This is a genomic window from Croceitalea marina (genome assembly GCF_042684265.1).
GTDB lineage: Bacteria > Bacteroidota > Bacteroidia > Flavobacteriales > Flavobacteriaceae > Croceitalea > Croceitalea marina.
In genome coordinates this window covers 50,520-76,993 of record NZ_JBHULB010000017.1, presented here as the reverse complement: position 1 = coordinate 76,993, position 26,474 = coordinate 50,520, and the positions used below count along the sequence as shown (strand labels likewise).

General features: G+C 37.5%; 26 protein-coding genes and 1 pseudogene. 21 read left to right on the top strand and 6 right to left on the bottom strand.

Features of this window, described 5'->3' with window-relative positions; genetic code table 11:
* Window positions 1-27: 27 nt before the first annotated feature.
* Both ACFSQJ_RS13415 and ACFSQJ_RS13410 read right to left on the bottom strand, forming a co-directional pair.
* The gene (locus ACFSQJ_RS13415) at window positions 28-417 is read right to left on the bottom strand and encodes a DUF2721 domain-containing protein (protein ID WP_377767481.1); all 390 of its coding nucleotides are present in this window, start codon (window positions 415-417) and stop codon (window positions 28-30) included.
* Window positions 418-3,267, bottom strand: a complete 2,850-nt coding sequence (locus ACFSQJ_RS13410) for a glycosyl hydrolase (protein ID WP_377767480.1) — start codon at window positions 3,265-3,267, stop codon at window positions 418-420.
* A 176-nt stretch (window positions 3,268-3,443) separates the two neighbouring features.
* Between ACFSQJ_RS13410 and ACFSQJ_RS13405 the strand changes: the two genes are divergently transcribed.
* From ACFSQJ_RS13405 to ACFSQJ_RS13395, 3 genes are all read left to right on the top strand, one after another.
* Entirely contained in the window at window positions 3,444-3,725 is a 282-nt protein-coding gene (locus ACFSQJ_RS13405; RefSeq protein WP_377767479.1) for a hypothetical protein, read from the top strand.
* A gap of 93 nt (window positions 3,726-3,818) precedes the next feature.
* The gene (locus tag ACFSQJ_RS13400) at window positions 3,819-5,108 is read left to right on the top strand and encodes an aminopeptidase P family protein (RefSeq protein ID WP_377767478.1); all 1,290 of its coding nucleotides are present in this window, start codon (window positions 3,819-3,821) and stop codon (window positions 5,106-5,108) included.
* Window positions 5,109-5,145: 37 nt separating this feature from the next.
* Window positions 5,146-5,706, top strand: coding sequence for a hypothetical protein (locus tag ACFSQJ_RS13395; RefSeq protein ID WP_377767477.1), 561 nt, complete (start codon window positions 5,146-5,148; stop codon window positions 5,704-5,706).
* A gap of 443 nt (window positions 5,707-6,149) precedes the next feature.
* On the opposite strand, the gene ACFSQJ_RS13390 is transcribed toward ACFSQJ_RS13395, so the two are convergent.
* On the bottom strand, window positions 6,150-7,385 hold the full coding sequence (locus ACFSQJ_RS13390) for an AbiH family protein (RefSeq protein WP_377767476.1): 1,236 nt from the start codon (window positions 7,383-7,385) through the stop codon (window positions 6,150-6,152).
* A gap of 125 nt (window positions 7,386-7,510) precedes the next feature.
* On the bottom strand, window positions 7,511-8,794 hold the full coding sequence (gene brnQ / locus ACFSQJ_RS13385) for a branched-chain amino acid transport system II carrier protein (protein WP_377767475.1): 1,284 nt from the start codon (window positions 8,792-8,794) through the stop codon (window positions 7,511-7,513).
* Window positions 8,795-9,046: 252 nt separating this feature from the next.
* Between brnQ and ACFSQJ_RS13380 the strand changes: the two genes are divergently transcribed.
* Window positions 9,047-9,307 carry a hypothetical protein gene (locus ACFSQJ_RS13380; protein ID WP_377767474.1) on the top strand — a complete coding sequence of 87 codons (261 nt, stop codon included), beginning with the start codon at window positions 9,047-9,049 and terminating at the stop codon, window positions 9,305-9,307.
* On the opposite strand, the gene thiL is transcribed toward ACFSQJ_RS13380, so the two are convergent.
* The gene (gene thiL / locus ACFSQJ_RS13375) at window positions 9,304-10,353 is read right to left on the bottom strand and encodes a thiamine-phosphate kinase (RefSeq protein WP_377767473.1); all 1,050 of its coding nucleotides are present in this window, start codon (window positions 10,351-10,353) and stop codon (window positions 9,304-9,306) included. The genes ACFSQJ_RS13380 and thiL overlap by 4 nt on opposite strands.
* Window positions 10,354-10,451: 98 nt before the next feature.
* Entirely contained in the window at window positions 10,452-11,906 is a 1,455-nt protein-coding gene (locus tag ACFSQJ_RS13370) for a Gfo/Idh/MocA family protein (protein ID WP_377767472.1), read from the bottom strand.
* A gap of 132 nt (window positions 11,907-12,038) precedes the next feature.
* Between ACFSQJ_RS13370 and ACFSQJ_RS13365 the strand changes: the two genes are divergently transcribed.
* The 17 genes and pseudogenes from ACFSQJ_RS13365 to ACFSQJ_RS13285 all read left to right on the top strand — a co-directional run bounded on the left by ACFSQJ_RS13365 (window position 12,039) and on the right by ACFSQJ_RS13285 (window position 26,423).
* The gene (locus tag ACFSQJ_RS13365; protein ID WP_377767471.1) at window positions 12,039-13,961 is read left to right on the top strand and encodes a choice-of-anchor B family protein; all 1,923 of its coding nucleotides are present in this window, start codon (window positions 12,039-12,041) and stop codon (window positions 13,959-13,961) included.
* Window positions 13,962-13,977: 16 nt separating this feature from the next.
* Window positions 13,978-15,309: a hypothetical protein gene (locus ACFSQJ_RS13360; protein ID WP_377767470.1), complete on the top strand. Its 1,332-nt coding sequence runs from the start codon at window positions 13,978-13,980 to the stop codon at window positions 15,307-15,309.
* 122 nt (window positions 15,310-15,431) lie between these two features.
* On the top strand, window positions 15,432-15,761 hold the full coding sequence (locus ACFSQJ_RS13355; protein ID WP_377767469.1) for a HesB/IscA family protein: 330 nt from the start codon (window positions 15,432-15,434) through the stop codon (window positions 15,759-15,761).
* 14 nt (window positions 15,762-15,775) lie between these two features.
* A complete protein-coding gene (sufB, locus tag ACFSQJ_RS13350) occupies window positions 15,776-17,221 on the top strand; it encodes a Fe-S cluster assembly protein SufB (RefSeq protein ID WP_377767468.1) in 1,446 nt (481 codons plus the stop codon).
* 85 nt (window positions 17,222-17,306) lie between these two features.
* On the top strand, window positions 17,307-18,179 hold the full coding sequence (locus ACFSQJ_RS13345; RefSeq protein WP_377767467.1) for an N-acyl homoserine lactonase family protein: 873 nt from the start codon (window positions 17,307-17,309) through the stop codon (window positions 18,177-18,179).
* A gap of 6 nt (window positions 18,180-18,185) precedes the next feature.
* Window positions 18,186-18,938: a Fe-S cluster assembly ATPase SufC gene (gene sufC / locus ACFSQJ_RS13340; RefSeq protein ID WP_377767466.1), complete on the top strand. Its 753-nt coding sequence runs from the start codon at window positions 18,186-18,188 to the stop codon at window positions 18,936-18,938.
* A gap of 25 nt (window positions 18,939-18,963) precedes the next feature.
* Window positions 18,964-19,359: a four helix bundle protein gene (locus ACFSQJ_RS13335; RefSeq protein WP_377767465.1), complete on the top strand. Its 396-nt coding sequence runs from the start codon at window positions 18,964-18,966 to the stop codon at window positions 19,357-19,359.
* A 40-nt stretch (window positions 19,360-19,399) separates the two neighbouring features.
* Window positions 19,400-20,716 (top strand): Fe-S cluster assembly protein SufD, encoded by a 1,317-nt coding sequence (gene sufD / locus ACFSQJ_RS13330; RefSeq protein ID WP_377767464.1) that lies wholly within the window; start codon window positions 19,400-19,402, stop codon window positions 20,714-20,716.
* Window positions 20,717-20,770: 54 nt separating this feature from the next.
* On the top strand, window positions 20,771-20,956 hold the full coding sequence (locus ACFSQJ_RS13325) for a hypothetical protein (RefSeq protein ID WP_377767463.1): 186 nt from the start codon (window positions 20,771-20,773) through the stop codon (window positions 20,954-20,956).
* A gap of 18 nt (window positions 20,957-20,974) precedes the next feature.
* Window positions 20,975-21,439 (top strand): annotated as a pseudogene (locus ACFSQJ_RS13320) (outer membrane beta-barrel protein); the annotation flags it as partial.
* Between the two features lie 123 nt (window positions 21,440-21,562).
* Window positions 21,563-22,087 carry an outer membrane beta-barrel protein gene (locus ACFSQJ_RS13315; protein WP_377767462.1) on the top strand — a complete coding sequence of 175 codons (525 nt, stop codon included), beginning with the start codon at window positions 21,563-21,565 and terminating at the stop codon, window positions 22,085-22,087.
* An 85-nt stretch (window positions 22,088-22,172) separates the two neighbouring features.
* Window positions 22,173-23,387: an aminotransferase class V-fold PLP-dependent enzyme gene (locus ACFSQJ_RS13310; RefSeq protein WP_377767461.1), complete on the top strand. Its 1,215-nt coding sequence runs from the start codon at window positions 22,173-22,175 to the stop codon at window positions 23,385-23,387.
* 117 nt (window positions 23,388-23,504) lie between these two features.
* Window positions 23,505-24,581 (top strand): zinc metalloprotease, encoded by a 1,077-nt coding sequence (locus ACFSQJ_RS13305; RefSeq protein ID WP_377767460.1) that lies wholly within the window; start codon window positions 23,505-23,507, stop codon window positions 24,579-24,581.
* Window positions 24,582-24,644: 63 nt separating this feature from the next.
* Window positions 24,645-25,049, top strand: a complete 405-nt coding sequence (locus ACFSQJ_RS13300; protein WP_377767459.1) for a hypothetical protein — start codon at window positions 24,645-24,647, stop codon at window positions 25,047-25,049.
* A 43-nt stretch (window positions 25,050-25,092) separates the two neighbouring features.
* A complete protein-coding gene (locus ACFSQJ_RS13295; RefSeq protein ID WP_377767458.1) occupies window positions 25,093-25,515 on the top strand; it encodes a SufE family protein in 423 nt (140 codons plus the stop codon).
* Window position 25,516: 1 nt separating this feature from the next.
* Window positions 25,517-25,846 carry an iron-sulfur cluster assembly protein gene (locus tag ACFSQJ_RS13290; protein WP_377767457.1) on the top strand — a complete coding sequence of 110 codons (330 nt, stop codon included), beginning with the start codon at window positions 25,517-25,519 and terminating at the stop codon, window positions 25,844-25,846.
* Window positions 25,847-25,916: 70 nt separating this feature from the next.
* Window positions 25,917-26,423: a DUF2480 family protein gene (locus ACFSQJ_RS13285; protein ID WP_377767456.1), complete on the top strand. Its 507-nt coding sequence runs from the start codon at window positions 25,917-25,919 to the stop codon at window positions 26,421-26,423.
* The last annotated feature ends 51 nt before the right edge of the window (window positions 26,424-26,474 follow it).

Here is a 26,474-nt window from a genome sequence, read left to right as displayed (position 1 = left end):
CCAAGTAAATGCTTACTTGGGCTTTTTTTACTCCTCCATATTTTTTAGTTGAATCCCTAAGGCCTTCGTGGATAATTGCACCTCGATTAATGAAAGAATCAAGGATATCATTAAAAAGACCAAACTAATTCCAAAAATGATATTTGCCCATACTTCAAGTTCCACATAGACCAAAAACATGGTAACCGCAGCCAATAGAAAACTCACAATAGCGGTAGCTTGCATATATTTGATAATATCCAGTCTTTTTCGAAGTTGTTCTATCTGCTTTTTGAGCGGTGCAGTGGCATCGTTTGAATACTGCCCGTGAAGATTTCGAATTAAAGCGGCAATGGCCAAATACCGAGCGTTATAGGCCAGCATCGTCAACGAAATAGCGGGAAAAAGTAATGCAGGAATGCTTAGGGTTAGTTGCATTTATTTTAGTTCAAATTCGATTGTTTCTTTTTCGCCATTGCCAGAAATCTCAACGGTGTACTTCCCTATAGGTAAATACGTTTTTCCATTTTTAGCTTCGGTCAATTTCATTTTATTTTTTTTAAGAAAGTTACGCTTACCTTCTTTGGTAAAAGCAACATCATAAGACAAAATATTTAATCCCTTAGCGACATCCATTTCCGTAGCACTAACTTCAATTCCGTCTGCAGTTTTAACCACAGCAGTACAAGTACCTTTTTTTGAGCAATAAAAAGTCACATCCAATCCTGGGGTTTGTGGTTTGCCCCAACTGCTCCAGCTGCTTCCCCAACGTTTGGAGTGTTTTATAGGATCCACATCAAAAACATACAAATCATCGTCCATAATGTTGGTATTCATTTGCTGTAGTTTTGAGATATCCGCCTTGTAAATGCTGCGCCCATGTGTACCGACCAACAAATGTTTTGCTTCAGGCTGAATGACCAAATCGTGCACGGCAACATTGGGCATTCCGTTTTGAAACAAATCCCATGATGTACCTTGATTAAAGGAAACATAAAGTCCGTTATCGGTTCCAACGAATAGTAAATTTTCGTTTTCCGGATCTTCAACTAAAGCATTGACTGGTGAAGTGGAAATTCCTTTTGAAATGCTTTTCCAGGTTTTTCCAAAGTCGTTGCTCACGAATACATAAGAAGTAAAATCATCAAAACGGTAGCCATTTAAGGTGGCATAAACACGTTCTTTTTTGTGCTTGGAAGCAGCAACTTCACTCACCCATAAATTTTTTGGTAGCGATGCTGAAACATTTTCCCAACTGCCTCCCGCATTTTTAGAAACGTGAATTAAACCGTCATCACTACCGGTATACAACAAACCAAATTTGAATGGCGATTCTGAAATTGTCGTTAGGGTGCCATAAGCAACATTTCCTTCTTTAGACCCTTGGGTTAAATCATCAGAAATAGCTTCCCAATCGTCACCTTGGTTTAACGAGCGGTGTAATTTATTTCCGCCTAAATACAAAATATCTTGATTGTGAGATGAAAGTAGGATGGGGGTTTGCCAATTAAAGCGATACGGTGCCTCGCCCAACTCATGTTTTGGTTGAATACGGGTTTGTTTGTTTTTTCCTAAATCCAATCGGTAATAATTTCCAAATTGAAATCCGGTGTAAACAACATTAGAATTTCGATTGTCAATTTGTACCTGCATGCCGTCACCACCCATAATCATTTCCCATGGATTCTTGCCAGACTGCTGCCAACGGTTGTTTTCTTCTGATGTGTGGGCGCCTTTCCAAACCCCGTTGTCTTGGAGCCCGCCGTATACATTATATGGTTTTTCGTTATCAACATTTATTGCGTAGAATTGACCAACGGTAGGTGAGTTGTTTTTCATCCAAGTACCGCCATCATCATAGGTGATATTTACTCCTCCGTCATTTCCATTGATTAGATGGCCGGGTCTTTTAGGATTTATCCAAAGGGCATGATGGTCAGCGTGTACATTTTCTTTGCCAATAGCGGTAAAAGTGTTTCCGCCATCATTGGACATAATTAAAGGTACCCCTGCCAAATAAATCTTGTCTTTATCGGAAGGGTCCACACGTACTTGGGCAAAATAATATCCATAGCTATAGAAAAGGTCATCAATATAATCTTGGTTCATTTTTCTCCATGTTTTTCCGGCGTCATCACTACGATAAACTTCCGCTCCTATTACTGGGGTATCGAACAGGGCAGAATTGGCATTCTCCAAATATTTGGCCAAATCGGCTGGTTTTACCGCACCATCTTTGACCATGTTTTTTACATTTTCTGCACGGTATTTTTCTTGAAAGCCATTTGTTTTGAGATAGGTATTTAACTTTTTATTATCCAATGCCAGAAGCGTTTCCGTGGACATGGTTTTAAAATCGTCTTTTGTTAATTCGTCAGAAGACTTTTTCTTCTTACCGTCAGATTCACGTCTAAACTGATTATCATGAACAGCGTACACTGTGGTGTCATCAAAAACGGCCAAACCGATTCTGCCTACACCATTACCAGTAGGGAAACCACTTTCCGTTGTGGTCGAAAGCGTCCAAGTTGAACCTCCATCAACACTTTTATAAATTCCCGAGCCCGAACCATTGCCAGTAAAATTCCAAGCTTTACGGTCTTTTTGCCAAGCTGCGGCATATTGAATGTTGAAATTGTTTGGAGAGCACGCTACGTCGATAATGCCCGTTTCATCATTTACGAACAAGGTCTTTTTCCATGACTTGCCACCATCGGTCGTTTTGTAGATTCCGCGTTCTTGATTCTTTGAATAGAGATGACCTGTAACACCGATTACCACTTCATCAGGGTTGTTGGGATTTAAAATAATTCTACCAATATGGTGCGAATCTTTTAGGCCCATATTCTCCCAAGTTTTTCCTTTATCCCTTGACTTCAAAATGCCGATACCGGCATATGAAGAACGCGAAGAATTATTCTCTCCTGTACCCACCCATATGATTTCGTTCTTCCAATCCACGGCAATCTCACCAATATTTTGGGTTTGTGAATTGTCTAAAATAGGTTCGAAAGAAATACCATTAGAGCTTGTATGCCATAAACCACCCGAAGCATAAGCCACATAAAATTCCGTGGGATTATCCGGATTTACTTCCAAATCTACTACGCGACCGCTCATCACAGAAGGGCCAATATTTTTTAGGGAAATATTTTTTACAAGGGAGTTTTTTGCCATTTCAGCCTTTTGGCTCAATGCTTTTTCGACTTCAGCTGCGGAAGTAGCAGACTGCTGTGAAAAACTTAATTGCACAATTAAGAAAGAAAAAAGAAAAAGGAAGTGTCTCATTATGGGTTGATTTAATTTGAAGTGGAAGTTATGAATAACCCGCTATTACAACAAACTAATAAGAGCTAAAAAATGAAGCTAAAAAATTGAATAGATGACAATTAATTATATTAATTTTTGCGATTTCCATTAAAATGACGTTTATTTATTATCAAGTAACCATTAAAACTAAAAATATGGAAGAGTATTTGCCATTAATTATTCAGCTTATTTCTGGAGCTGTAGGCGGAAACGTAGCAGGTAAGTTATTGCCAAAACTGAATTTAGGAACACTTGGAAATTCCATTTCAGGAATTTTAGGTGGAGGACTTGGAGGATATCTTTTAGGTATGCTCGGACTAGCAGGTGATGGAGGTATGGATGTAGCGGGAATTCTGGGTAGCGTAGCTGGCGGTGGCGTCGGAGGTGGAGTAATAATGGCAATAATTGGCGCTATTAAAGGCGCAATGTCAAAATAACTAAATAACTGCCAACTTAAACTTAGGGCCTTAGGGCCCTTTTTTGTTTTGTAAGGGTATGCGGAATCGCTATTTTTGAGAAAATACTTCCTGATGAAATACGAGCAAATTCCCAATACACTTTTCATAAAGAATCGCAAGAAGTTTATGGCACAGATGAAGCCAAAAAGCATTGCGGTATTTAATTCCAATGATATTTATCCAATAAGTGCTGACGCAACAATGCCTTTTGAGCAGCATCGCGATATTTTTTATTTGAGCGGTGCAGACCAAGAAGAAACTATCTTGGTTTTATTTCCTGATGCGATGGATAAAAAGCAACGTGAAATCCTTTTTGTTAGGGAAACGAATGAACATATTGCCGTTTGGGAAGGTGAAAAATTGACCAAAGAAAAGGCGACTCAAGTTTCAGGTATTAAGACTATTTACTGGCTATCAGATTTTGATAAAATCTTTTTTGATATCATGACCGAAGCGGATACGGTTTACTTCAATACCAACGAGCACTATCGCCAAGCCGTAGAAACCCAAACCCGAGAAGACCGGTTTATCTTAAAATGTAAACAAGAATTCCCGGCACACCAATGGGCAAAAAGTTTTCCTATCTTAAATGAAATAAGGGGGGTAAAAGAACCCGAAGAAATCGAACTAATGCAAACGGCCTGTAATATCACCGAGAAGGGCTTTCGTAGACTACTCGATTTCATAAAACCGGGTGTTTGGGAGTATGAGATAGAGGCAGAGTTATTGCACGAGTTCCTTCGCAACCGTTCAAAAGGTTTTGCGTATACGCCCATCATAGCCTCTGGTAACAATGCGAATGTGCTGCATTATATAGAGAACAATCAGCAGTGTAAGGATGGTGATCTGATTTTAATGGATGTTGCTGCGGAGTATGCCAATTACTCCAGTGATTTGACAAGAACCATTCCCGTAAACGGAAAGTACACCAAGCGCCAAAAAGAAGTTTATAATGCCGTACTTCGTGTAAAAAATGAAGCTACAAAACTATTGGTGCCTGGCACGCTTTGGACAGAGTATCACAAAGAATGTGGTAAACTTATGACTTCAGAATTATTGGGCCTTGGTTTGTTGGACAAAGCCGATGTACAAAACGAAAATCCTAAGTGGCCAGCCTATAAAAAATACTTCATGCACGGTACAAGCCACCATATTGGGTTAAATACCCACGATTACGGAGCGCTAAAAACACCCATGAAAGCTAATATGGTATTTACGGTAGAACCCGGAATCTATATTCCTGAAGAAAGTATGGGGATTCGTATAGAAGATGACGTGGTAATTCAAGAGAAAGGAGAACCTTTTAATTTAATGGCAAATATTCCAGTCGAGGCCGATGAAATTGAGGAGTTGATGCGGTAGTAGAACAGATGCTTTACTAATAAACAAACCTAAAATTATGAAGGGGATATCGATTCTAATAGTATGTATTTTGTTGTTGACGAGTTGTAAAAACGTTGCACCTTCTAGTACTCCCACAAAAGAGACGCTTGCAAGCGAGTTCATTGATGCTTTTTATTCATTTGACAAGGTTAGGCTGGCTTCGGTACTTTCGGAGGCCAAAGAATCACAACCTAGCATCTTATATTATCAGAAATGGGCTAAATGTGGAAATTATATGGTATTGAATCGGCAAGATTTTGTGGTTCAAAACGATTCAACCCTACTTTGTCCGGTAACGGTGAAAGACGACCTTATGGCAGCTTTGGCCATAGACTTTAATGTTACCGACACTTTTCGAATCACCGTAAAAAAAGGGAATATTCGTTCTGTCACTACTTCTTCAAATGACCCTGATTTGTATTACACGGCAAAAGACTGGGTAAAACAAAATAGAAACGAAATTATTGAAGTGCCCTGTGAGGGTATTTGGGAGGGTGGGCCAACACCTTGTGAATGCATAAAAGCTATGATTAGAGGTTTCGGAGAATTTAAAAAGGAAACCAATACTGAACCTTAAATACATTAAGATTGGAACATTGGGTGGTATTTGCAAAATATAGTATCATTGCTTTTGGCGTGTTTATAATCTTAGCTGGTTTTTTAATGTTATTTAATCCTAAAAAAGCAAGGGCAACTTTAAAGAAGGCAGGGAGCACTAATCGATTAACTATGGAGAATTAGTGATAAGAATGATACCGGCCGCAGCTTTGGTATATTATTCCGGTTTTTCGAAATCTCCAGAATTTTTCAAATTTTTGGGCTGGGTGATGCTAATCACTTCCATAGTGCTATTAATTTTACCAAGAAGACTACATCACGCTTATTCGCTAAAAGCAGCAGAAATACTTAAGCCACTTTATTTTCAATTCATTTCTCCGCTTGCCTTTTTCTTTGGCGGATTTTTAATTTATGCTGCTTGGTAGTTTGGCTTGTCATCCTGAGCTTGTCGAAGGATTAGCGTTATGACTCTTTTTTCTGGAAACGGATATCTTGCGGCAAAGGTTCACAAAGTGATTTGTTTACCAACTTAGCTCGCATCTCTTTTTTATCATTAAAATGTCTTGAGATATTCTGTATTATTTCCGTGAAATTATCGCTACCATCTTCTCTTTTATGATAAAATACTTTTATAGAACGACAATTTTTATGTTCAAATATGGTATTCAATAAAGTTCTATCCGAGAGCCCACAGGAATGTCCCATAATGTAAACTTGAAACTTATCAGAGTCAATATAATTTAAAAGGTTTTTGTAATTTGAGTTTTGAGAATATTTAAAGGATTTAAAGTTTTTCAAAAATTCATTATCATTCAAATTCTCGATATATCTATAATCATCATCCATTTCATCTCCAAAACCAAAATTTATTTGGTTATCATCTTTATTAGATAATATGCCATGAATATGATTGAGATTATTGTAATAATCTGATTTAAAAATTTGATACAAGTATTGCCCTGTAGTAGTTGTATAATTAAAATTTAGAACATAAGTGCTGGTGTTACCTTTTTCACCATTATTTTCATTTTCAAAAATTTGTCGGATTTCTTTTTGATCTTCTTTTAATCTAAATTCTTCTAAAAGTTTTGAATTATTGTTAAAAATAGAAATGGGTTTAAAAAAATCATATAGTTTGATCCATTCTCGACCTTTAAATTCATTAAGTTTAAATGAATTAATTACACTTCGCTCTAGATATTCTTCAAATATTTTTTTAATATTTTCAAATTCTTGGTTTAGTACACGTATATCATTTTCTTCAGAATCTCTACTTATTTGTTTGGCTCGGGATAATAATTCGTTATAATATTCATTCTCAATATCTACCCAGTTTACTAACGATTTTGAGCAAAGAACCCTAAAAAAATCATTTTTAAAACCAAATATTGGCATTTCAACAATCTCAAGTCTATGATTTTCAATTTTAATTGAGCAAATTTTACTTTGGTAAGAATAGTGAGCGTTATATTGCTTGCAGTATTTCTGTATATTATTCTCAAAATCATAGAATGAGTTAATTTTTCCGTAATCAAAGACACCCATATAGTCCTCATTTAAAAAAACCATTTCTTTATAGGGCGATGTATTGAATTTTTTTCTTAGATTTTTCCAGAAATCGTCAATAAAGTCTTTGTATGAAGTTGGTAGCCCATGTGCCAAATCAAAACCATTACCAACAATTACGAGTTTGTTCATTTATTAAAGTTAAAAGAAAAAATAATGAGATTTCTCAATCGCTTTTACTTCGGTAACTTCCGAGTGAAAGCTCATTTCGAAATGACTAGAACTGCAACAAGTCATTTCGAACTTATGTGAGAAATCTAATTCTTTGCAGTTTCAGCTTTAATGTTACCATTGGCAACAACAAAGGCCAACAACGCAGGCAATACCCAACCCATTTGAAATTTACTCAAAGGAATCCATTTAGAGATTCCGGCGATAACTTCACCTAAGCCAATACTTCCTAAGAAATCAGGAATACTAAAGATAATAGTGGCAAGTACAACTGCTCTAAAAACTTGTTTGGAAGCATATTTATTCGGGAGAACATTCAGCAGAATAAGAACGATTGTTATTGGGTAAATAAACATTAATGCCGGAATTGCAACGGCTATAATGTAATGGACATCAAACTGCCCCATAAGCACCCCTAAAATACACCCTATTATTGCAGTGATGACATAGGCGGTTCGAGAATCTTTAAACTGGCCCTTTACAAAATCTGCCGTACCGGTAACGATACCTACGGCAGTAGTGAAGCAGGCCAAGCTTACCAAAACACTTAAAAAGAAGCTGGCCGTGCTTCCTAAGGTTTTAATGCTAATACCACTCAAAAGGGCGGTTCTTGAAATATCTGAATCAAATGAAGTGTGCATCATGGCACCAGTTACAATTAGACCTGCATAGATTAAAAAAAGACCTAGACCTGCCAACCATCCTGCTTTGGCAATTAAAGTTCGTTTGGCCGAATAATTTGATTCGGTATGTTTGAGGTTGATAGAAATGATAATTACCCCACCGACAACGACCGCACCAATGGCATCAAAAGTTTGATAGCCTTCTAAAATGCCGCTTGAAAAAGGACTGGTGAATACGTTTTCGCCAAAACTAAATTCAAAATTGAAAATCGTAGTACAGACTATAGCCAATAAAATTAGAATTATGGCTGGGGTCAATAGTTTTCCGATAATATCTAAAATTTTAGATCTATTCACCACAAAAAGAAATACCAGAATGAAATAAACGACACTGGTCAATAAGGGTGAAGAATCGAACAAAGGTTGAACGCCCATTTCATGTGTAACCGAGGCTGTTCGTGGCGATGGTAAACTGATTGAAATGGCATAAACGATATAACAGTAAATCAAACTAAAAGTTGGCGATACTTTTTTGGCAAAATCGAACATTCCGCCCTGTAATTTGGCGTGTGCTAAGATTCCCAATATTGGAATTAAAACTGCCGAAATACAAAACCCGAGTGCAACCAACCACCAAGTGTCACCGGCTTTAAAACCAAGCTGAGGTGGAAGAATAAGATTTCCTGCCCCAAAAAACAACGAGAAAAGTGCGAAAGCAACTACAACAGTGACTTTTTTGCTGTACATGTGTCTAAATTATTTGTTAATATAGGTCAAAATTGTATATTGTTTCCGATGTTAATCACCGATACTTTTTAACACTTAATCGATGTATTTCATCGAAAAGTCTAATTGTCAACTAAATACATATACTAAAACATGGGAGCAAATCGTTCAACTACATACAAGGTGAATAATTTGTCTTGTAAAAATCAACAAAAAGAAATAATAATCCCGCATTTTCGACCCCAAATCGTTATGCTAACAGCTCCCCGGCTTATGAAAAAAACTACCCCTGAAGGAAATAAATTAACTGGCATCTTCTGCCATATTTTTGGACACCACTACACCGTTTCAAAACGAGTTACGGAGCATATTAAAGAGTACAAATGTCTGCATTGTCAAAAACAGGTTACCACTGATGAACGTGGTAAACTTTCTGCTTTGACCCCTGTTATGCAAGAAATAAACAAGACTTTGGAAGAGATGTACCAAAAGCGTAACCGTAGAACCAGTACCGTAAGAAGACAAGTAGCCTAAGAGGCATTAAAACTATTCCAGCCTTGGGCCGTGATAGGAATCTTGGTATTATTTCTTGCCACAAGATGCGCCCCTTCGCTCTGTTGGGTCATATGACCGATTACAGTTAGATTAGGATTGCCCTTAATTTTATCAAAGTCAGCTTGAGCTATCGTAAACAACAGCTCGTAATCTTCGCCTCCGCTTAAAGCAATCATCGTACTATCCATTTTAAACTCTTCTGATGCTGAAATGACAGTTGGGTCTAAAGGAATTTTTTCTTCATATAGATTACATCCTACTTTGCTTTGTTCGCACAAATGCAAAATTTCTGAAGATAGGCCATCACTAATATCGATCATGGCCGTAGGCTGTACCTCTAACTTTTCCAATAGGTCTACAATATCTTTTCTCGCTTCTGGCTTTAATTGCCGTTCTATTAAATAAGAGTAAGGCTCCAGGTCTGGTTGATTTTGAGGATTTACCTTAAAAACCTCCTTTTCCCTTTCTAAAATCTGAAGGCCTAAATAAGCACCGCCAATGTCACCTGTTACAACAAGAAGGTCATTTTCTTTGGCGCCTGACCGATAGACCAGCTTTTCTTCATCAACTTCGCCAATAGCGGTAATGCTTATGAGCATCCCTTTAGTTGAAGATGTGGTATCGCCACCAATTAAATCTATTCCATAAACTTTACATGCGGCAGCTACTCCAGCATAAAATTCCTCTAAAGCTTCTAACGGAAAACGATTTGAAACTGCCAAGGACACGGTTATTTGTGTAGCGTTGGCATTCATAGCATATATATCCGACAAGTTCACTACTACCGATTTGTAGCCTAAATGCTTTAAAGGCATATAGCTTAAATCAAAATGTACACCCTCTACCAATAAGTCTGTAGAGACCACTGTTTTTTTTGATTTAAAATCTAAAACGGCGGCATCGTCACCGATACCTTTTAGTGTAGATTTATGATTGAGTTCAAAGTCTTTGGTGAGGTGTTTTATAAGTCCGAATTCACCAAGCTCTTCAATTGAAGTCCGTTGTTCGTTTTTATCCGCTAGCATTTTGCAAAAGTAAGGAGTAAACCTAACATGTAGGCATAAAAAAACTGGAGCTAAAAAACTCCAGTTTCAATTTTTATCTTTTAGAAAAATTACTACTATCAACCCATAGAGTACCCTTCTCTATACGTTCGTTTTACATACTTATTCGCGGGTTCAAAATTGGTCACTTTCATGTTTTTGGCATCCCATTGCAAGCGTTTTCTACCGTAGTATTGCCCACCGCCACTCCAGAAACCTTTGTTCTCTGCTTTAGGGTCTACTTCAAAATAGGCTTTTAGAGCTAAATTACCGATGAGAATGCTCTCGGTAAAAGGCCCTGCATAATCAAAGGAAGAACTGGTTTCGGCATTACCATAACCGGCCATGCAGGCATTCACCCATTGCAGGTAATGCCCCTCAGGAACTCTCGGTAAAGTTTCTTCAACTTCAAACTGTTCGTTTAGTGATAATGGCAGTAATCTTGGATTGGCCCCATAACAATCTGCCATTAATTTTCCTTTTGTGCCTATAAAGAGCACGCCACCATCCCAGTTGCCTAGGGCTTCATTATCTCCTAATTCCTCGGGTCTTTCAGGTAAAAGTCCGCCATCCATCCAAGTAACCTTTATGTTTCCTTTACCATCTGTTCTTGGATATTTTAGGTGGATTTTACTAGAGTTAGGAAAACTTTTAGGGTAGTCTTTATATTGAAAATTACCGCTGAAAGAATCCGAAACACTACACTCTACCTGCGTAGGATAGAGTATAGGCAGAATTCTATAAACCGGATCCATAATGTGGCAGGCCATATCACCCAAAGCACCCGTTCCAAAATCTGACCAACCGCGCCAATCAAAAGGAAGGTAGGCATCATTGTAATCTCGCATTGCTGCTGTACCTAACCAAAGGTCCCAGTTGAGCCCCTTAGGAATTTTATCTTTTTTCGTAGGGGTTTGTAATGCCTGTGGCCATATAGCCCGATTGGTCCAACATTTTACAGTGTGAACTTCTCCAATGATACCCGTATTATAAATTTCCTTCATTTTTCGGACACCTTCGCCTGAAGCACCTTGATTGCCCATTTGGGTGACCACTTTGAATTTTTTGGCTGCCTCTGTCAACATCCTTGCTTCCCAAATATCATGGGTCAAAGGTTTCTGTACATAAACATGTTTGCCCATCGCCATTGCTTGATAGGCAGGTACGGCGTGGTTATGGTCAGGTGTGGAAACGGAAACAGCATCTATGTTTTTACCCTCTTTCTCAAGCATTTCCCTAAAATCTGCATAATAACTGGCACGTGGGAAAGCTTCTCTTGACCTAACGGCCAACCTATCATCTACATCGCATAATGAAACGATATTTACGTTGGGGCTTTCAGCAAATGATGTAAGATCACTATGGCCTTTACCACCTACACCAATACCCGCAATATTGAGCTTATCGCTAGGAGGAATATAACCTTGGCCGCCTAAAACATGTCGGGGAACAATCATAAATCCGGTAGCTGCCAAGCTGGTGTTTTTAAGAAAATTTCTTCGAGAATTTTTATGGTAAGGTCTCTTTTTAGCCATAGGAAATAAGGTTTTTTGATTTCGCCCTTCAAGTTAATTCAATTAATTGATTTTAAAAGAGCTGATAGCCAAATTTTTAAGGCACGAATTTTGTGTTTTGTATCTTTACGATTTACTAAAAGTTTCTATGCTATGAAACAGATATGCCTACTGCTATTCCTTTTCGTTTTTTTTGGATGTAATAAGGATAATTCTTCTAACACCATAATCGAAGCCCGTGTCACGGTGCAGTTTTCTGAAGCGACCACGTCTTTGGCAGAAAACAGTGGTCAAAATGATTTAGTTTTAATATTGAATGGTGCTGTTGAAAACCCAACAACAGTTACCATAAATATTGATGACTTAAGTTCTGCAACAGGTAATGGGGTAGATTTTAGCTTTACTTCTCCCAATACTATCAATATACCAGCGGGAACTTATGACGGCACAAGCAATACTGCTATTGATATTGGAAGTTTAATTTTTCAAGATGATGACTTAGTCGAAGGTTTTGAAACTATTCGATTTAGTCTGAGCAATCCTACAGGTGATGCCGTTTTAGGAACGCGGTCTACGCTAGTTCTGACAATCATTGATGACGAGAGCACGTCGGTTGCATTTTCTCAAGCATCGGGTTCGGACAGGGAAAATAGTGGTGGAAACCTTCCTATGTTGGTAGTTAGTGGAATAATTGCTGCCAATACAACTATTACGATCATAAATACTGATACAGGTGATGCAACTTTAGGAGTCGATTACACATTAGAAGCGCCATTGACTATAACCATACCTGAGGGGAGTTATGATGGCTCAGTAGCTTCAGCTATAGCGATACCTGGTTTGTCTATTATCGATGATACGAACCTTGAGAATACAGAAAGCTTTGAATTGCAACTTAGCGAACCTACCAATGGTCTTTTGTTAGGTGGCCAAGACAATACTTTTTATGAAATTAAGGGCATAGACCCTTGCGAAAACGGATTGGCTGGTAATTTTCCATGTAACGGATATGATTTGCTCGGCAGACTAAACCTTTCAGAGTTATCGGCTTCAGCAGCAAATGACATATGGGGATGGACAGATAGTAGTAGCGGTAAAGAGTATGCTTTGGTCGGACTGGATAACGGCACTGCTTTTGTTGATATTTCTGAAGACGACCCGATATACCTGGGCAAATTACCTACAGCTACAAGTTCAAGCCCTTGGCGAGATGTTAAAATCTATCAAGACTTTGCTTTTATTGTTGCAGAGGCCTCAGGCCATGGCATACAGGTTTTTGATTTGACAAAACTTAGAAATGTAAGTAATCCACCCCAAACTTTTACTGCAGACGAACGTTATACAGGCATTGGTAACGCCCACAATATTGTAATCAACGAAACAATGGGTTTTGCCTATCCCGTAGGTACGGCAAGAAATGATGCGTTTAATGGCGGGGTACATTTTATTGACATTCAAGACCCGCTAAACCCAACTGCTGTTGGAGGATATGGAGCTGATGGATACAGTCACGATGCCCAGGTAATTTCATATGCCGGGCCGGATACTGATTACGCAGGAAGGGAGATTTTTATTGGGGCGAACGAAGACCAAATTGCAATTGTAGATATTACCGATAAGGCCAACCCAACAAGAATTGCCACCCTAAATTATAGTCAGTTAAGTTACACCCATCAAGGATGGTTTACCGAAGACCAACGGTATTTTCTTTTAGGCGATGAATTAGATGAACGTGATTTTGGCTTTAACTCAAGAACCTTGGTCTTTGACCTGCAAGATTTAAACAATCCTATATTGCACACCACCTATACCGGTCCAACGGCTGCTATTGACCACAATGGTTATGTCTTGGGTGATGAATTTTTCTTGGCCAATTATTCCGCTGGAATGCGTGTTTTGGACATTTCACAAATTGGTAGTGAAGTTATTACGGAGACTGGCTTTTTTGATACGTTACCCGCTAATAATGCAACAAGTTTCGATGGTGTTTGGAGTGTTTATCCCTATTTCGAAAGCGGAAAAATTGTAATCAATGATATCAATTCAGGCCTTTTTATTGTAAAGAAATCAAACTAATAAAATTCTTTTAGCTATGAAGAAGGTTGTTTTTGGTTTAGCGATATGCTTAGTGTTTGCCTGTAGTGACGATGATAATAATTCGGAAAATATAGAGGCGGTAAACCAAAGTACTTGGATCAAAAATTTTGGAGGCTCAGGTGATGATTCGCCAAGAAGTATACTACAGACAAAAGATGGAGGCTTTGTCGTATTCGGTTTTACGAATAGTACGGACGGCGATTTGTCAGCTAAAACACTAAACGTAAACGACTATTGGTTGCTAAAGTTAGATGCCGAAGGTAATTTACAATGGCAAAAAACCTATGGAGGAAGCAAAGATGATCGTGGGCAAAAAGTGATACAAACCGCCGATGGCGGATATGCCATTACGGGCTATGCTATGAGTGATGATGGAGATGCGAGTAATAATGAAGGGTTCCACGATAATTGGGTACTTAGGTTAGATGCTTTGGGTGAAATTTTATGGGAAAAAAGTTTTGGCTTTTCTGGGCATGATCACTCTTATGATATTATTGAAACTCCAGACGGAGGGCTATTTTTCTCAGGCTTTTTAGATGTTACCTCTTCCAATGGGGAGGGTAGTACAAATAAGAACTCAGGTTTGACCAGGCATGGCGTTGGGGAATTTTGGGGAACGAAATTGGATGCCGACGGCACTATTGTTTGGCGTAGATTTTTTGGAGGAACCAATAATGATAGATCATTCGGTGTAATAAATGCACTTGATGGCGGATTTATACTTTCAGGAGCATCTGAAAGTGATGATTTTGACATTTCTGACCCAAAAGGAAGCTATGATTTTTGGGTAGTAAAAGTTGATAAGAACGGTAGTTTAGAGTGGGAGCGGTCTTTTGGAGGCACAGGTATAGAACAATCAAGAGATATTTCAAAAACAGCGGATGGTAATTATGTAATCGTAGGTAATACCTTTAGTAACGATACTCAAGTAACCGAAAACAACGGAAGCTCTGATGTTTGGTTGATAAAAATAAGTTTTGCTGGAGAGCTAATCTGGCAGCACAGTTATGGGGGTAGTGGGTTCGATTCTGCCGACTCGGTAAATCTCGCAGTAAACGGCGGTTTTATCATATCGGGTAATTCTAAAAGCGCTGATAAAGATGTATCGGTAAACCAAGGAGAAAATGATTTTTGGATACTTACCACAGACGCCCAAGGAAATCTTCTAAACGAAGTTTCTATGGGAGGTACAGATTTAGACTTTGCCTATGATGCTATTGAAGCCAATGATGGTAGCATTTTTGTCGTTGGAGAAACGGCCAGTGGTGATTTCCCCGAGATTAAACATAAAGGAGGGGTAGATTTGGTTGTTGCAAAAATCAATTAGTTTCTATTCAGGTCTAATAGAAAACCCTTATTAAAACATACGTTATAATAATGTTAGGAAATAGGTAGAAATCCTACTTATCGTCTATATTTGTAAGCTATTTAGATTTAATCTAGTTAATTATGATTCAAGTATCAGAAACAGCTAAACAGAAAGTCATCAACTTAATGACTGAGGAAGGGTTTGATGCTACAAAAGATTACGTGCGTGTAGGGGTCAAAAGTGGCGGTTGTAGCGGTCTTTCCTATGAATTGGATTTTGATAATAAAATGGGTGAAACCGATAAGGTTTTTGAAGATAACGATGTTCGAATAATAGTCGATAAAAAAAGTTTTTTATATCTGGTCGGAACCGTCCTCGAATATTCTGGCGGTTTAAACGGTAAGGGCTTTGTTTTTAATAACCCAAATGCCCAAAGAACATGTGGCTGTGGTGAAAGCTTTTCATTATAAAGAGACATTAGAAGATGGCATATACAGAAGAGGAATTAAAGAAAGAGTTAGAAACCAAAGAGTATGAATATGGTTTCTACACCAATATAGAATCGGATACTTTTCCAAAAGGTTTAAACGAAGACATTGTCCGTGCTATTTCCAAGAAGAAAAACGAGCCGGAATGGATGACCGAGTGGCGCTTGGACGCCTACCGCATTTGGGAAAAGATGGAAGAACCAGAATGGGCGAATGTTCGTTATGAAAAACCAGATTTTCAGGCCATAAGTTATTATTCCGCACCAAAAAAAGCGGACCCCAACAAAACTTTAGATGATGTAGATCCTGAGTTACTTGAGATGTACAAGAAGTTGGGAATTTCTGTAGATGAGCAAAAAAAGCTTCAAAATGTCGCGGTTGACATTGTTGTAGATTCGGTTTCCGTAGCCACTACATTTCAAAAGACTTTGGCCGAAAAGGGTATTATTTTTATGCCGATTTCGGAGGCAATTCAAGAACACCCTGAATTGGTTAAAAAATATATGGGTACGGTTGTCCCTAAAAAAGATAATTTTTATGCTGCATTAAATTCAGCAGTTTTTACAGATGGCTCTTTTTGCTATATTCCGAAAGGGGTGAAATGTCCTATGGAACTATCGACGTATTTTAGAATTAATGAAGGGGGTACGGGTCAGTTTGAACGTACTTTGGTCATAGCCGACGAAAGCAGTTATGTAAGTTATTTAGAAGGGTGTACCGCACCTTCACGTGATGAAAATCAATTGCACGCCGCGGTTGTGGAATTGATTGCTTTAGATGATGCAGAAATCAAATATTCAACGGTACAAAATTGGTTTCCGGGGAATAAAGAGGGTAAAGGTGGTGTTTACAACTTTGTAACGAAAAGGGGTCTATGTGAGACAAATTCCAAAATTTCTTGGACCCAAGTCGAAACAGGTTCTGCAGTCACTTGGAAATATCCTTCTTGTATCCTGAAAGGAAATAATTCGGTTGGTGAATTCTATTCAATTGCCGTTACCAATAATTTTCAGCAAGCCGATACGGGTACGAAAATGATTCACTTGGGCAAGAATACGAAGAGTACCATTATTTCAAAAGGTATATCTGCAGGAAAATCACAAAACAGTTATCGAGGTTTGGTTCAGATTGGTTCTCGAGCAGAAAACGCAAGAAATTTTTCGCAATGTGATTCTTTGTTAATGGGCAACGAATGCGGTGCGCATACTTTTCCATATATCGAAGCTAAAAATAAATCGGCTCAAATAGAGCATGAGGCAACGACCAGTAAGATTGGTGAAGACCAAATTTTTTATTGCAATCAAAGAGGTATCGATACTGAAAAGGCAATCGCATTAATAGTGAATGGTTTTAGTAAAGAAGTGCTCAACAAGCTTCCAATGGAGTTTGCCGTTGAAGCTCAAAAACTATTGGAAATAAGCCTAGAAGGTTCGGTAGGCTAATTTTTGGATTGTCCCCTCGAAGGGACTTTAGGGGTGTTCTGCTAGCATGGTCGATTATTCCTAAGATTTTAATAGAAACATGAAAATGAAAAAAATACTACTCACATTTTTAATTTCGGTAACGCTTTTTTCTTGTAAGGAGATAAAAAAAGAAGCCGAGGAAGCTATCACAAAATCAGAAAAACCAGAAGTAAAACTGTATACTTTTGATGGGGGTACTGTTATGGTGAACAATTTGGAGTTGTTCTCTCAAGACACTACCTACCATGGGCAATCTAAAGAGTTTGCCGATGCATTTTATGTGATCTCACATCCTAAAGGAAATTTAATGTGGGATGCAGGTCTTCCTGAAGCTTTAGTGGCTTCCCCAGAACCTGTGACGCCTCCGGGTGGTGCCTTCACTATTTCAAGAAGGGATTCTGTTCTAAATCAGTTAAAAAGTATCGATATGACAGCTGACGATATTGATTATATCGCACTCTCCCATTCACATTTTGACCATAGTGGCCATGCCAATTTTTTTAAAGATGCCAAGTGGCTGGTTCAAGAGGCGGAGTACGCAATGGTTACCAGTGATGAAATTAAGAATAGTGAAAATGCTGGTCTATACGAGGCAATAAAAGAGCTTACCAACGTACAAAAACTAAATGGTGATTATGATGTTTTTGGTGACGGAAGTGTAGTGATAAAATCAATGCCTGGCCATACCCCGGGGCATCAAGTATTGTATTTGGATTTGGTGGAAAATGGGCCAACACTTTTAACCGGGGATTTATACCATACCTATGAAAATAGAGAGCACAAACGTGTGCCGGTTTTTAATACAGATGTGCAACAAACATTGAAAAGTATGGATGCTTTTGAGGCTTTTGCCAAAGAAAAGAATGCGAAAGTATACTTGCAGCACCAAAAAGAAGATTTTAATAAAATGCCTAAGGCACCTAAATATTTAAATTAAGAGACGATGTTGAAAATCAATAATCTACACGCTCAAGTAGAGGATAAAGAAATACTAAAAGGAATAAACCTTGAGGTTAAAGCAGGTGAGGTTCATGCTATTATGGGGCCGAATGGTTCAGGTAAAAGTACCTTAGCTTCTGTAATCGCAGGCAAAGAAGAATTTGAGGTAACCGAGGGTTCGGTAGAATTGAATGGAGAAGATTTAGAAGATGTTGCTCCTGAAGAAAGAGCACACAAAGGGGTGTTTCTTTCTTTTCAATATCCAGTAGAAATTCCCGGTGTTTCCGTTACGAATTTTATGAAAACGGCAATCAATGAATCTCGTAAGGCTAGAGGTTTGGAAGATATGCCTGCTAAAGATATGTTGAAACTTATTCGTGAAAAATCTGAACTACTTGAAATTGATAGGAAGTTTTTATCTAGATCATTGAACGAAGGTTTTTCGGGAGGAGAGAAAAAGCGTAACGAGATTTTTCAAATGGCCATGCTAGAACCTAAAGTTGCCATTTTGGATGAAACGGATTCCGGTTTAGATATTGATGCATTGCGAATTGTTGCCAATGGCGTTAACAAGCTAAAGAGTAAGGATAATGCTGTTATCGTAATTACGCACTACCAAAGATTGTTAGATTATATCGTCCCTGATTTTGTTCATGTCTTACATAATGGTAAAATAGTGAAGTCTGGCGGAAAAGAATTGGCTATGGAGCTTGAAGAAAAAGGATACGACTGGATAAAGAACGGTGTTATCGCTTAATTTCTAGTTTCTTTTGTTTCAAGCTATGGCGACTATAAAGAAATTTGAAGATTTAGAAATTTGGCAAAGGGCAAGAGAGTTATCTAAAGAGATTATTCAAATTGTTAAGACGACAGATTTAAAATCCGATTTCAGGTTAAGAGATCAAATTAAGGCATCTTCTGGTTCTGTTATGGATAATATCGCTGAAGGTTTTGAAAGATATGGAAATTTAGAGTTTAGACAGTTCTTATCTATTGCAAAGGCCTCCGCAGGAGAAACCAGGTCGCAACTTTATTGCGTTTTTGATAATGATTACATAACTGATAAGGAGGCACAAAAATTGGTTGCAGACTATGAAACTTTAAGTCGAAGGATAGCGAATTTTATTAACTATTTAAATAAAAAGGATTTCAAAGGAAACAAGTTCAAGGAAAACTAACCTTAAACATGAAACTAGAAAAACCTTAAACTTTTTGAAAATGGATTTAAAAGAGAAATTAATTTCCTCCTTTATGGCGTTCGAAAACAACGTAGACGTTGAACATCCTGTTCATGACATTCGTTCAGAAGCCATAAAGAATTTTGAGGCAAAAGGTTTTCCCACTAAAAAAGATGAAGCCTGGAAATATACATCCTTAAATAACCTTCAGAAAATAGATTTTAGCATTTTTCCAAAGCAAGAAAACGCATTGGAATACAAAGATGTAAAACGCTATTTTCTGCATGAAATAGATACCTATAAAATTGTTTTTATAGATGGTATTTACAGCTCTTTTTTATCGGAAACTACCCATGATGGTGTAGACATTTGTTTGATGAGCTCGGCATTGACCAAGCCAATGTACAAACAGGTAATAGATGTATATTTTAACAAAGTAGCTTCTAAAGATGAGTCTCTAACGACATTGAATACCGCTTTCAGCCGAGAAGGGGCATACATCTATATTCCAAAGAACAAGATGCCTAAAAAACCTGTGGAAATACTACACTTTTCTACCGGTAATGAAGCCTCTTTGCTTTTGCAGCCGAGAAATTTGGTCATTGTTGAAGAGAATGCCGAGGTGCAGATTATAGAGCGTCATCAGAGTCTTACCCCAAATGAGGTTTTAACGAATTCAGTGACAGAGCTATTTGCAGCTGAAAATGCGATTGTAGATTATTATAAAATTCAGAATGATGCAGGAACAGCTTCATTAATAGATAACACCTACATCAACCAAAAAAGTAAGAGTAATGTGAATGTGCATACTTTTTCTTTTGGAGGAAAACTCACCCGTAATAACCTAAACTTTTACCAAAATGGGGAGTATATGGACTCTACCATGAAAGGAGTTACTATTCTGGGCGAAAAGCAGCATGTAGACCATCATACCTTGGTACATCATATTCAACCGAATTGTGAAAGTCACCAAGACTATAAAGGCATCTACGGCGAGAATTCGACGGGGGTTTTTAATGGTAAGATCATCGTAGATAAGATAGCCCAAAAAACCAATGCATTTCAGCAAAACAATAATATTTTGGTTAGTGATAAAGCTACCATCAATACAAAACCACAGTTAGAGATTTTTGCAGATGATGTAAAATGTTCGCATGGGTGCACTATTGGTCAGTTAGATGAAGACGCCTTGTTTTATTTACAATCTCGCGGAATTCCGAAAAAAGAAGCCAGAGCTTTATTAATGTACGCCTTTGCAAATAATGTATTGGAAAGCGTACGTATTCCTGAATTAAAAGGTAGAATCAACAAACTAATTGCCAAAAAGCTCGGGGTCAATCTTGGGTTTGATTTGTAATTAACTGTCATTCCTGCGCAAGCAGGAATCTCCTAAAAAATAGACCAATCAAAAATGAAAATAAGCGAATCTAAGATTTTGCCATTGCTTTTAGTTTTTATTCTATCAACACAACTTATAGTTGCTCAGGATAAAAAAATAGGTTTTATTGGAGGAGTAAATTATACAAGTCTTTATGGAGATTTTAGAAAGAATGGTACTTTTCCCCCAAAATATATGATTTCTTTTCATGCGGGATAAACTTCAAAATTTCAATTATCTGATAGAGTTAATTTTTCTCCTAGATTAATATTTTCTTCTCAAGGATATAGGCAAAAAGCTAACAGTTCAGAAATAAGGAATTTTGATTCTGAATTTTCTTCTTTCAGTTTTAAAAGTAATAACAAGTTAAATTACCTTAATGTACCGCTAATATTTGGTTTTTCGATTGATAATAAAATAGGGCTAAATTTTGGGCCACAATTTGGGTTTCTTTTAAATAGGGTAACAAATTCTAAAGTTACTAATGAAGATGGTTCAGTAGAAGAAGATAAGCTTTCTGGTAGTGGTGACTTTGAGTTAGACTATGGTGATGTCTTAGGCGTATCTTATGATATATCAGAGGGTATTTTTATAGAATTGGGATATTTCAGAGGTTTTTCGAACATCTCTCGAGGAGGTATAGGAGATGTTAAAAACAACAACTCGGTTTTTCAACTTTCTTTGGGGTATTACATCTTCTAGTTGATTTAAGAATTCCTTGTGCTACTATTAACGCTTACTTGTGATAGCTTTAACGAGGCGTTAGATTTTTTCAAATATTGATTGGATTAGTTTAGGGAGTCTTAACTAAAAACAATCAAAAACATGGTAAAAAAGTTACTTCTAGCAACCGTATTCCTGGTATCTGTAAACACCTTCGCGCAACAAGAAAGAAATTGGAATGTAGAGTCTAATTTTTCCTTAATTCCGGCAAATGGGTTAGGCCAATCAGATATTGTTATTGATTTGGGCATAAAATATAAATTTCTAAACACCGATCTTTTAAGTCTAGGACTCGGAATGAATGTTGGCTATTTAACTGATAATACCTCTTTTTCGATGGCAAATTCTGATGATAACATTTTTATCTTCCAGCCCAGATTGTTTACGGAGTTTAATCTACCTTTTTCTGATAAATTAAGACCTAGTTTGGGTGTAGGTTATAGTTATCTCAGTGGAATATCATTTACTCCAGATGCAGCTCACGGATTCAATTTTAATTTCGGGATTATCTATGATATTTCTGATAAATGGTTTATACAAGCCCAATATGATTTTATAGATTTGAAATCAATAAACTCAGGAGAAGGATATAATACTATAAGAATTGGAGTAGGATTTAAATTTTGACGCTACTTAAATAACTATTAAAATACGGACTGTCTGACTATTTTGAGAGCGAGAACAAGTATCTTTGTTTTCTATTTTTAACACTATGCTAGACGTACTTAAATTAAGAAAAGACTTCCCCATTCTTAAGCGTGAGGTAAACGGAAAACCTTTGGTATATTTAGACAATGCAGCTACCTCACAAACACCACAACAGGTAATAGATGTAATTACAGCGTATTACCAAAATTATAATGCCAATATTCACCGTGGGGTACATGCCTTGTCTCAAGAAGCTACCGATAAGTACGAGCAAGCAAGAATAAAAATCCAAAAACATTTTAATGCGGCAAAATCTCATGAGATAATTTTTACTTCGGGTACTACCCATAGTATTAACATTGTGGCAAACGGATTTTCATCGCTTATAAAGAAAGGAGATGAAATTTTGGTTTCGGCTATGGAACACCATTCCAATATTGTTCCATGGCAAATGTTATGCGAACGCACTGGAGCCGAATTAAAAGTGATTCCCATGAACCAAGATGGTGAATTGCTTATGGATGTTTACAGTGAGTTACTTACAAACCAGACCAAACTTGTTTTCTGCAACCATATTTCCAATGCTCTAGGCACGATTAATCCTATTGAAGAAATTATTGAAAAAGCACATACGGTAGGTGCTGCAGTTTTAATTGATGGAGCTCAAGCTGCCCCTCATTTAGTAGCTGATGTTCAAAAATTGGATGTTGATTTCTACACCGTTTCTGCCCATAAAGTTTGCGGCCCTACAGGAGTTGGAATGCTTTTCGGTAAAGAAGAGTGGCTCAATAAATTGCCACCATACCAAGGAGGTGGGGAAATGATAGCGGAAGTAACTTTTGAAAAAACTACTTATGCAGATCTACCCCATAAATTTGAGGCAGGCACGCCTAATATTTGTGGAGGAATTGCTTTTGGTGCTGCCTTGGATTATATGAACGGTATTGGTTTTGATGCAATTGCCAGTTGTGAGCACGAGCTATTAGAATATGCTACGCAAAAGTTATTACAAATAGAAGGACTCAAAATATATGGTACCGCTAAAGAGAAGACTTCGGTAATTTCATTTAATATTGAAGGAATACACCCTTACGATATTGGCAGTATATTGGATAAATTGGGCATTGCAGTGCGCACAGGCCACCATTGCGCACAACCGATTATGGATTTTTATAAAATTCCTGGTACCGTTCGCGCGAGCTTTAGTTTCTATAACACCTTAGACGAGGTCAATGTATTGGTAGAAGGCGTAAAACGTGCTAAAATGATGCTTTCGTAGTCCACAACTCCTTAACATAGTTTTTACACTTTATCGATTTTTTTTAACAATTTATTGGCAAATTGTTAAATAATAGTATCTTCTGGCCCATTATTAACCATTATAACTATATATTTTATGAAAAAAGTAGTTTTTACAATGGCATTTTGTGCTGTTGTAGCTGTTTCTTGTGAAAAGGAACAATCCCCCGAAATTAATGACTTTCAAGAGGTGCAAGTCGACATGAGCGACTTTTTCGTTTACACGGACGAAGCTGACGAAACTTCAACCGCAGGAAAAGGAAATGAAGGTAGAGGATGTCACACGATGAAAGTTTTAAATCAAAAATTAAAAGAAAATCCTGGCCTTGAGAAGAAGATGTTTGATGTTGAATACCAGGTTCGAAAATTTATTGCTTCGAAAAAACCGGATAAGCCAGGAAACGGCAACGGAGGTGGAGGCGGTGACCCTGAACCACCTGTAGATGATAATCTTGGTACAATTACTATACCTGTTATTGTTCACGTATTGTACAATAACGCCACAGAGAATATAAGTGATCAGCAAATAGCAAGTCAGATTGCGGTTTTAAATGATGACTTTAGCGCAACGAATAACGATATTAACCAAGTACCTTCTTTATTTTCAGCTAATGTTGGTGATGTAAATATTCAGTTTACCTTGGATAGGGTAATTCGCAAATCGACCACTAGAACTTCATTTGGCACCAATGATGCGATTAAGTTCGATGCTCAAGGCGGTTCAGATGTAGTAACACCAAGCACGCATTTAAATATGTGGGTAGGTGATATTGGTGGTGGAATTTTGGGCTATGCACAATTTCCTGGAGGCAATGCTGCTACCGATGGCGTTGTAGTTGGCACGGCATTTTTTGGAACTACTGGAACTGCAACAGCACCTTTTGATGGTGGTAGAACAATGACCCATGAAGTAGGTCACTGGTTAAACCTTAGACATATATGGGGAGATGGTAGATGTAAAAGAGACGATTTCGTGGCAGATACACCATCTTCAGATAGTCCAAACTACGGTTGTCCTAGTTTTCCAACAACAAAATGTAGAACAACGGATATGACTATGAATTATATGGATTATGTTGATGATAGATGTATGTATATGTTTACCAATGGTCAATCGGAAAGAATGCGAGCCTTGTTTGCCGCAGGTGGAGCAAGAGAAAGTATTTTACCATAATTAGATACATTTAAGTAGTAAAAAGGCATCCATTTGGATGCCTTTTTTGTAGCTTTAAATTCTATGAAAACACTTATCGGTTCCTTATTATTTATGCTAAGTTTTAGCAATTGTCAAGAAAGGGATTTTGAATTCGACTACGTTGCCCAAACAAGAGGGTTTTATCTGGCCATTTCAATAGGAAATAATGTCTTATCTGTAGTTGAACAGCGGGGTGGTAAAGAAAGAGAACTTAATCTTTCGGAAGTACAACAAACTGAGCTAACCGCTATTTTCAATCAGATTGATTTTGAAAATGTTGTTCTTTCAAATGAATCAAAAAGTTCTTATGATGCCGCACCTATGGCAACAGCGAGTTTTGTAGTTGAAGAAAGTCAATATGATTATGACTTTGATCATGGTTATCCTCCTAAAGAATTAGAAGCTTTTATATCTAAAATCTTAACACTTTCTCAAATAGTTGAGTAAGGCGTTCAGATGTATTAATTTTGCAAGCAAAAGATAGATGAAAATGAGCATTCAGACCATTCAAGAAGAAATAGTTGATGAGTTTTCAATGTTTGAAGACTGGATGCAGCGCTATGAGTATATGATAGATTTGGGCAAGTCACTGCCTTTAATAGAGGAGCGCTATAAGACCGATGATAATATTATCAAAGGCTGTCAAAGTAAAGTATGGGTGCATGCAGAATTGGAAGATGACAAACTCGTTTTCACTGCTGATAGTGATGCGATAATTACAAAAGGTATTATTGCGATCCTTATCAGAGCTTATAGCAATCAAAAACCACAAGATATTATAGATGCAAACACCGATTTTATAGACGAGATTGGTTTAAAGGAACATTTATCCCCCACAAGAGCAAACGGTTTGGTAAGTATGATAAAACAATTGAAGTTATACGCAATTGCCTACCAAACACAATTGAATTAAAATGAGCGAAGAAACTACAATAGATACTACCGAATTAGGCGAAAAGATAGTTAGGGTTTTAAAAACAATTTATGATCCAGAGATACCGGTTGATATATATGAACTGGGCCTGATTTATGACGTTTTTATCAACGAAGAATATGATGCCAAAATTCTAATGACCCTTACCTCGCCTAACTGCCCTGTTGCAGAATCTTTACCTGTCGAAATAGAGGAAAAGGTAAAGTCTTTAGACGAACTTAAAGATGTTGAGGTAGAAATAACATTTGATCCGCCATGGACCCAAGAATTAATGAGTGAAGAGGCTAAATTAGAGTTGGGGTTATTATAGATTTGTCATTCCCGCGAAGGCGGGAATCTGTAAAAAATAAAAATTCCCGCCTTCGCGGGAATGACCGGAAATGGAAAAAGAAATCATAAATAGAGTTGCCCAAAGCAAACTGATCACCTTTGATTTAGAAGAGCTATATCCTGAAGGTAAACGTGTTCTATTTGATATCAAAGATTGGTTGTACGAGGAACTGATTCTTCGTGAAAAAGAATTTAGGGCTTTCGTTGAAGAGCATAATTGGACGCAGTACCAAGGTGACCATATTGCACTGACCTGTTCAAGCGATGCTATTATTCCCGGGTGGGCCTATATGCTTATAGCTTCTAAATTGGGGCCGTATGCCAAGAATATAGTTGTGGGCGATTTAGAACATTTAGAATCTTCAATTTATCTAACTATTCTCAAAGATTTAGATCTTACCACGTTTAAAGACAAACCCGTTATCATTAAGGGATGTTCCAATAAACCTGTACCCAAAAATGCCTATATTTTGGCAACTGCCAAAATACAAACTGTAGCGAAAAGTGTTATGTATGGCGAAGCCTGCTCTTCGGTACCTCTTTTTAAGAGAAAGTAGAGCCTATATCTAAAAAGAATGTGACAATTCTTACTTTTGCGTTTCTAATGA